We start from the raw sequence: 6379 nt of genomic DNA, 5'->3' as shown, positions 1-6379 counted from the left end.
TCGGCGTTCATCGCCGCATACGGTTCGATGTCCTCATCGCGCCATCCGCGGAGGATGAGCCGATCTGTGGTGACCATCGGAATTTCCGGGGCCTTCACTGCGTGATCACCAGACGTGGATGCTCGGCAAGCTGCGCCCGGAAATCCCGGACAGCGGGCAGCTGCGCGTAGCGGTCCAGCCGCCGATCCACATCGACGATCTTGGCCATGACGGAGAAGGTGGGGGTCACATCAACTGTGCTCAGGACCTGCTGCGTGAGAACGGCAGCCGCCTCGGGCTCGGGGTCGGGCCGGAGCAGCAGCGCCCAGGAGAGGTTGAGCGTGGCGTTTCCCCGGTCCTCGAACCCGCCGCCTGTCCGCTCGTAAGCCTCGACCGATGCGCGAGCCAGGGGCTCGGCCGCATCACCGTGCCCCAGGAGGGCGAGTGTTCGGGCAGTCGTCTGATCTGCGTTCGCGGGTCCGAACGGTGAGGCTCCCGGCATCGGTGGGCTGACGATGACGTGCTTGGTCATCAGGGCGAGTGCTGCTCGTGCTGATGCCTCGTCGCCGAGCGCGACTCGGGCTCGTACCTCGTTGGAGGCGAGGCGTGCGGCGACGTAGGGGTCGGCGCCGGAAGCGGCGAAGCCGCGGTGGGCGAGATCCGCCGCCGCCTTGTACTGGTGTGCGTAGAACGCAAGAGTGGAGAGCATCTCGAAGACTGAACCGGTCAGGACTGGATCGTCGATCTCCTGGGCATGCTCCGCCGCGAGGCGGATGAACCGCCGTGAGGCCGTGCTGTCCCCGGTATTGAACGCCAGTCGGCCTAGGTAGTAGGCGGAGTACCCAGCCACCCTGGTCAGCTGCGCCTGCGCTCGTGGTCGGGCGCCGGCCTCGAGTAGTGTCTCGGCGTTCTTCCACGTCTCCGAGATTTCAGGTGCGAGCTGGGCGTGCGGGGTCGTCGTGAACCGCGTGGCGTACCGGGCAAGCGCGTCGTCAAGTTCCTCGAGTGTCAGAGGGTCGACCTTGACGCCGGAGTGCCGGCGGTAGGCGTCGGCTGCCAGGAAGCCCGCTGCCGTGAACTCGAAGAAGGTCCGCCTGTTCGTTTCGTCCTCCTCCTGGTCAGACCTCATGTCTGGTAGGGAACGGTCGATGCTTTCGCGGGTCTTCTCGAGCTTCGCCGCTTTCCACAGGCGGGCCACCTCCCCGCCTGCGGCGAGAGCGGACTCGAGCTCCGCGATCACCGTGGCGGACGGTAGCGAGTTCCCATTCGCCGCGTCGCCGATCACCTGGCGGGGGACGCCCGTGCGTCTGGACAACTTGCTGTTATCAGTTCCCCGATCTGCGATGAGCTCGGTGAGGCGAGTCGCGAACGCCTCCCGCGCTCGTCTACGAGGATCCACGGCGCTGTCCTCCTGTCAAGCATTGACCTGTCATGGCCTTCTTCTTCATGCACGCAGAAGAAGCTTCAGTCTGTCCCGGCGCTGCTGCGGAGTGTGTCATGTCCCCTACGTGGCGGGAACACGCCGGTCACTTTCCCGGACCAGCAGAGGAGCGCACCGTGACCCTTCGCGCGGAAACGCTTGGCGGGTCCGTCGGCCGGATGCCTGCTGCTGGCCCTCAGCGTCATCCCGACCCGTCATCGCCCAGCGCTGTGCGGTGTCCTGTCGTCGGGCGGGACCAGGGGGCCGGGGTGGGGAGGGAGCCGGTCATCTCGGCCGTTGACGGTCCTTCCTCCCCGCCCCTCCCGGTCCGGGTTCCGCACACGAGCTGGCCGGCTAAGGCTGGGGGCGGGCGAGGTCGGGTCGTGCGTCCGGCCGGCGTCGCGGAGCCGGTCGACGCGCGGGCCTGGTCGATCGTCGTGCTCGACGCCGACGGTGACCCGGTTGAGACCGTCACCGGCTTCTCGTCGCTGGATGCGGCGGACGCCTACGCCGAACTCAGCCCGGACATCACCCGCTGGACGTCCGTCCCATCCCGCCCGGGGCCGCCCTCCCACCCCCTGGCGGCCCCCACGCTGCCTGCCTCGGTGCCGACAGGAGTCCGCCGGGGCAGGCAGCCCAGACCAGAAAGGACTGGCCGTGCCTTACCCGCACCTCGCTCTGGACACCGTGTCGACGTGGCGGCAGCCGTCCGTGCCCCATCCGACGGCGGTGGACGCGGTCGAAGTCGCCCGCGTCCCGCATCTGGTGCTTATCCGCTCGTCGCTGGGCCGTCCGATCGGGTTTACTCCGGGCGCGTGGAGTCGGTTCCGTGAGGCCGTGAAGGCCGGTGAGTTTGATGACCTCTGACAGCCCCGTCCGCAGCCGATATGGGGCTGTGGGGTCCTTCCGAGCATGCGTCTGGCCTTCGTCCGGGTGGTGGCTGTCGATACGAGGAGAGGTCTAATGCCACTGAGTTGGTCCCCCGCTTCGGTGCGGCCRGGGGTGTCGCCGTGCTTGCCTCGACCAAGATGAAGGTGGAAGCGTGAGCTGGGAGCGCCGGTGTGTCGCCGACCTTGGCCCTGTGCGGGTCGCGGTGGTTACCGACCACGACGGTTTGGTCGGCTACCTGCGAGACTTCTACCCGCTCGAGGAGGACATCGACCGGAACGGCGTCGTGGGGTGGACCGTCCATGCGAGGCTGACTGAACCGGAACCAGGGATGGCTTTGACGCCGTGGCGGGTCGGTTTCCGAGCCGATCGGGATAGCCGGCGGGCGGTGATCTGTTCGACCAACCCGCGCGATCTTGCGATCACGGTCCGGAAAGCGATCCGGGAAGTGCTGGTCGACTACTGCGAGGCTCGCCAGTACACGATGCTGCACGCCTCGGCCGTGGCCGACGACCAGCGGGTCGTCATCGTGGTCGGGCACAAGGGCAGCGGGAAGACCACCCTGGCGCTGGGCGCCGCGCTGAACGGCGGCTACCGGTATCTGTCCAACGACCATCTCATCCTCTACCGGACCCGGGACGGGCTGGTGGTGACGTCGTTGCCGACACCGATCCCGGTCAAGATCGGCACGTACTTCGATCACGCCGAGCGGCTTGGGCGGCCCTGGGAGAACGAGGGCGTCGACCTTGAGGAGTTCCGGCGGATGCCACGGCAGCAGCGCTACGGCCACGATGTTCGGTTGCTGTACACCTATCGCAGCCTCGGCCAGGTCAACCCGTTACACACACGACTCGATGGCCGTCAGGTCGTGGTGGTGCTGGCCAGCTACGCCCCCGAGGGCCAGCCGGTGAACGCTCCGGCGGCGGTGGCGGATCCGGTGGGGGTCCTGTGGCCGCACATCCGGTTCGACTGGGTCTTCGATCCCGCACTCAACACCCACCACCTGCCCCGCACCGAACGCGACCAGGACGCCTACGGCCGTGACGCGGCCGACCGGCTCGCCGAGCTCGCAGCTGGATCACTGGTGGTGCAGTGGAGTCATCACGGTGATCTCACACCCCTGTTGGCTGCCGTCGCTGACCAGCCGGGGGAGCAACGATGAGCCGGACGGGCCCGCTGGTGAGCGTGATCGTGCCGACCCTGAACCGGCCGGTCGAGCTCGGCCAGGCGCTCGCCAGCATCACCGCCCAGCAGGGCATCGACCTCGGCGAGCTGGAGGCCATCGTCATCAACGACGGCGGAATGTCCATCGATACGGTGATCACCGACGCCCGGGACCGTGGCCTGCCGGTGGTGTCGGTGACCCATCCACATCGGCTTGGGCTGCCCAGCGCCCGCAACACGGGACTTGACCACGCCCGCGGCCGGTACGTGGCATTCCTCGACGACGACGATGTGTTCCTGCCCCGGCACCTGCCCACCGCGCTGGCCGGCCTGGAAGCGGGCGCGGATGGGGTGACCACGATCTGCCTGGTAACTGATCATCGGATCGACCCGGGTTTGCCCGTGGGTGATGCGGTGGTGTGGGACGTCGGGTTCGATCCGCTGCTGTTGGAGGCGTGCAACCTGTTCCCCGTGCACACCGCCGTGCTGCGCCGGCCTGCCACGGCCCGGCTGGACCCGAGGCTGCCGGCGATCGAGGACTGGGACTTCTGGCTGCGTCTGACCCGGGAGCACGGCTACCGCTTCGTCCGTCTGCCGGAGCCGACCGTTATCTACCATCGGGTGCCGCAGACCGCCAGCATGATCAGTGCGGTCGCCGAGGGCGCGGCAGCGATGGCGGAGTTCAGCGCGCTGGTACGCCAGATCTGGTCGCGCTGGCCCGCGAGTACGGCCCGCTCGGCGCGGTTTCGCCTGTACAGCAGCATCATGTACTGGCAGGTTCTCGGAATTCTGGCTACCGGGCAGCCCCCAAATCCGCATTACTACCTGCACTCGATCGACGCGATCGAACGCGCCTGGCGCGACCCGGACATCGAAGCCGATCTGATCGACCGGCTGACCCAGACCGTGAGAGGAAAAGACGCCGATGACCAGCACGTCGCATGACCTGGCGACCGCCGATCTCGGTGGCGCCGTGCTCGGCGAGGCGCTGCGCGCGAGCGACAAGTCCCTGCTCGCGCTCGGCGACCGGCACGGCCTGCCAGTAGTGATCAAGGTGCTGCGTGCCGACGAGGAGTTCTGGCAGGCCAAGTTCACCCACGAAATCCGGCTCTACCAGGCATTCACCGAGAACCCACCGCCGGTACGAGTACCCAAGTTGGTGCACACCGATGGGCACAGCGTCCTGATCATCGAGCACATTTCTGGCCACCCGGTGGACACCGAGCGCTACCCTGAGCAGCCGCTGTCCGCGGTAACGCTGGACGCGGTGTTGGACACCGTCACCGCGTTCGCCCAGTGGACTCCGCCGCCCGGCATGCTGGCGCCGGTGTTCGACTACCCTGACCGCGTCGAGCGCTACCACCATGCTGGGTTCTTCGACGCAGACGACCGGGCCGCCCTGCACACCCTTCTCGATGCAGCTCCTGCGCCGGGGCAGGTAGGGCACGGTGATCCGCTGCCGGCCAACCTCCTGCTCACCGAGTCCGGCGGGTGTGTGCTGCTGGACTTCGAGTTCACCGGCCTGTTCCTGCCCGGCTTCGACCTGGCGATGCTGCACACCCTGCTCGCCGACACCCCCGGCGCGCAGGGCGCCGTCGATGCGCTGGTGGACGAAGCCGGGATCGAAGTGCCCTTCCTGATCAACCAGGCGATGGTGCTCTCCCGCGAACTGCGCATGCACACCGAACTCGACGCAGGCGAGTTCCGCGACAAGCGCTTGGCGCTGCTGCGCCCGCAGTGGGATGCCTTCCGTGCGCGGCTGCACGCCCGCCGATGATCCACTGATGCATATCGCGCTGGTACATCGTGACCTGCACGCCGTCACCCGCGGCGGGATCGGCACCCTCTACCGGGCGCTCGCCCCCAAGCTGCRCGACGCCGGCCACGACGTCTCCCTGATCACCCAGCACACCCCGCACCCCTTGGCTTTGAGGGGAATCCGGGTGTTCACACTGCCCCGCACCGACGACCTGGGCGCCCACCGGCACGCCGTGGAAAAAACGCTGCATGCTCTGAACCCGGACATCGTGGAGTCCTCTTCCTGGGAAGCCGAAACCCTGCACTACGTGCGTCGCCTCGCGGCGGAGCGGGCACCGGTCGTGGTCCGCGGGGACCTCTCCGCCGCCACCATGCGCGCGTTTCCCCACCTGATCGCCGCCGAACACGAGCTGGTCCACGCCGCCGACACGGTGCTCGCGGTCAGCGAATTCGCCGCCACCGACCTCGCCAGCGCCTACCGCATCCCGCAACCCACCGTCGTCGCCAACGGGGTCGACCGCGACCGCTTCCACCCAGGCCCCGTTCCATCCCTGAGCGGAGGCCGGCAGATCACGCTGGCCGCGGATGCGACCGCGGCGACCAGCCGTCCCTTAGCCAGCGCGGGGAATCGGCTGCCGCCGCCGTGGGGTGACCCGGGCGATGGACGGCACCGGTTGGTGTGGGTGGGTAAGACGACCCCGATGAAAGGGTGGGACCGCCTCGAACACCTCGCAGCCGAACTCGCCGACCTCGCACACATCACAGTGCTCCTCGGCCACGCCCCGGTTCTCTCACCGATCACGCTCTCCGGCGTCGAGGACACGGTGACGATCGTGCAAGACCTGCCCGAGCCGGATCTACCCGGGTTTTACCGGGCTGCGGACTACCTGCTGTCCACCTCACGGTGGGAAGGATTCGGCCTGGCCATCGCCGAAGCGTTGGCCTGCGGCACCCCGACCCTGCTGCCCGCCAGCCTGGGCACCGCTCCCGAACTCCTCACCGCTGGCGGCGGCCATACCTACCRCAGCACCGCCGACCYCCGCGCCATCCTCAGCAGCGGYCCCGCGCCGACAGGTGCACTACCCGCCCGGTTCGACTGGGGCACCGCGGCGACGGCCACACTGGACGTGTACCGCACACTGCACGAGTACACGGCGGTGATCTAGAGCC

General features: G+C 68.3%; 6 protein-coding genes. 5 read left to right on the top strand and 1 reads right to left on the bottom strand.

Annotated features, from left to right (window positions below; translation table 11 throughout):
• Positions 1 to 94: 94 nt before the first annotated feature.
• The gene (locus KBI5_RS06625) at positions 95 to 1294 is read right to left on the bottom strand and encodes a transcriptional regulator (RefSeq protein ID WP_241882703.1); all 1200 of its coding nucleotides are present in this window, start codon (positions 1292 to 1294) and stop codon (positions 95 to 97) included.
• A 762-nt stretch (positions 1295 to 2056) separates the two neighbouring features.
• Here KBI5_RS06625 and KBI5_RS27670 point away from each other — a divergent pair.
• The 5 genes from KBI5_RS27670 (at position 2057) to KBI5_RS06600 (ending at position 6375) form a co-directional block, all read left to right on the top strand.
• Entirely contained in the window at positions 2057 to 2266 is a 210-nt protein-coding gene (locus tag KBI5_RS27670; protein WP_085014584.1) for a DUF397 domain-containing protein, read from the top strand.
• Positions 2267 to 2441: 175 nt separating this feature from the next.
• Entirely contained in the window at positions 2442 to 3449 is a 1008-nt protein-coding gene (locus tag KBI5_RS06615) for a hypothetical protein (RefSeq protein WP_085014583.1), read from the top strand.
• Positions 3446 to 4396, top strand: coding sequence for a glycosyltransferase family 2 protein (locus tag KBI5_RS06610; RefSeq protein ID WP_085014581.1), 951 nt, complete (start codon positions 3446 to 3448; stop codon positions 4394 to 4396). The genes KBI5_RS06615 and KBI5_RS06610 overlap by 4 nt, the downstream gene beginning before the upstream one ends.
• Complete coding sequence (locus KBI5_RS06605; RefSeq protein WP_085014580.1) at positions 4377 to 5228, top strand: phosphotransferase; 852 nt, start codon at positions 4377 to 4379, stop codon at positions 5226 to 5228. Before KBI5_RS06610 ends, KBI5_RS06605 begins: the two co-directional genes overlap by 20 nt.
• A gap of 7 nt (positions 5229 to 5235) precedes the next feature.
• Entirely contained in the window at positions 5236 to 6375 is a 1140-nt protein-coding gene (locus KBI5_RS06600; protein ID WP_198537536.1) for a glycosyltransferase family 4 protein, read from the top strand.
• The last annotated feature ends 4 nt before the right edge of the window (positions 6376 to 6379 follow it).

Origin of the sequence: Frankia sp. KB5 (assembly GCF_002099325.1) — a bacterium.
GTDB classification, from domain to species: Bacteria; Actinomycetota; Actinomycetes; order Frankiales; family Frankiaceae; genus Frankia; species Frankia casuarinae.
The sequence above is the reverse complement of the archived record's forward strand: the minus strand, read 5'-3'. Positions and strand labels throughout refer to the sequence as shown.

Coding starts and splice junctions, on each gene's coding strand:
- KBI5_RS06610 (WP_085014581.1), top strand. CDS start 3,446: ATGAGCCGGACGGGCCCGCTGGTGAGCGTGATCGTGCCGACCCTGAAC.
- KBI5_RS06605 (WP_085014580.1), top strand. CDS start 4,377: ATGACCAGCACGTCGCATGACCTGGCGACCGCCGATCTCGGTGGCGCC.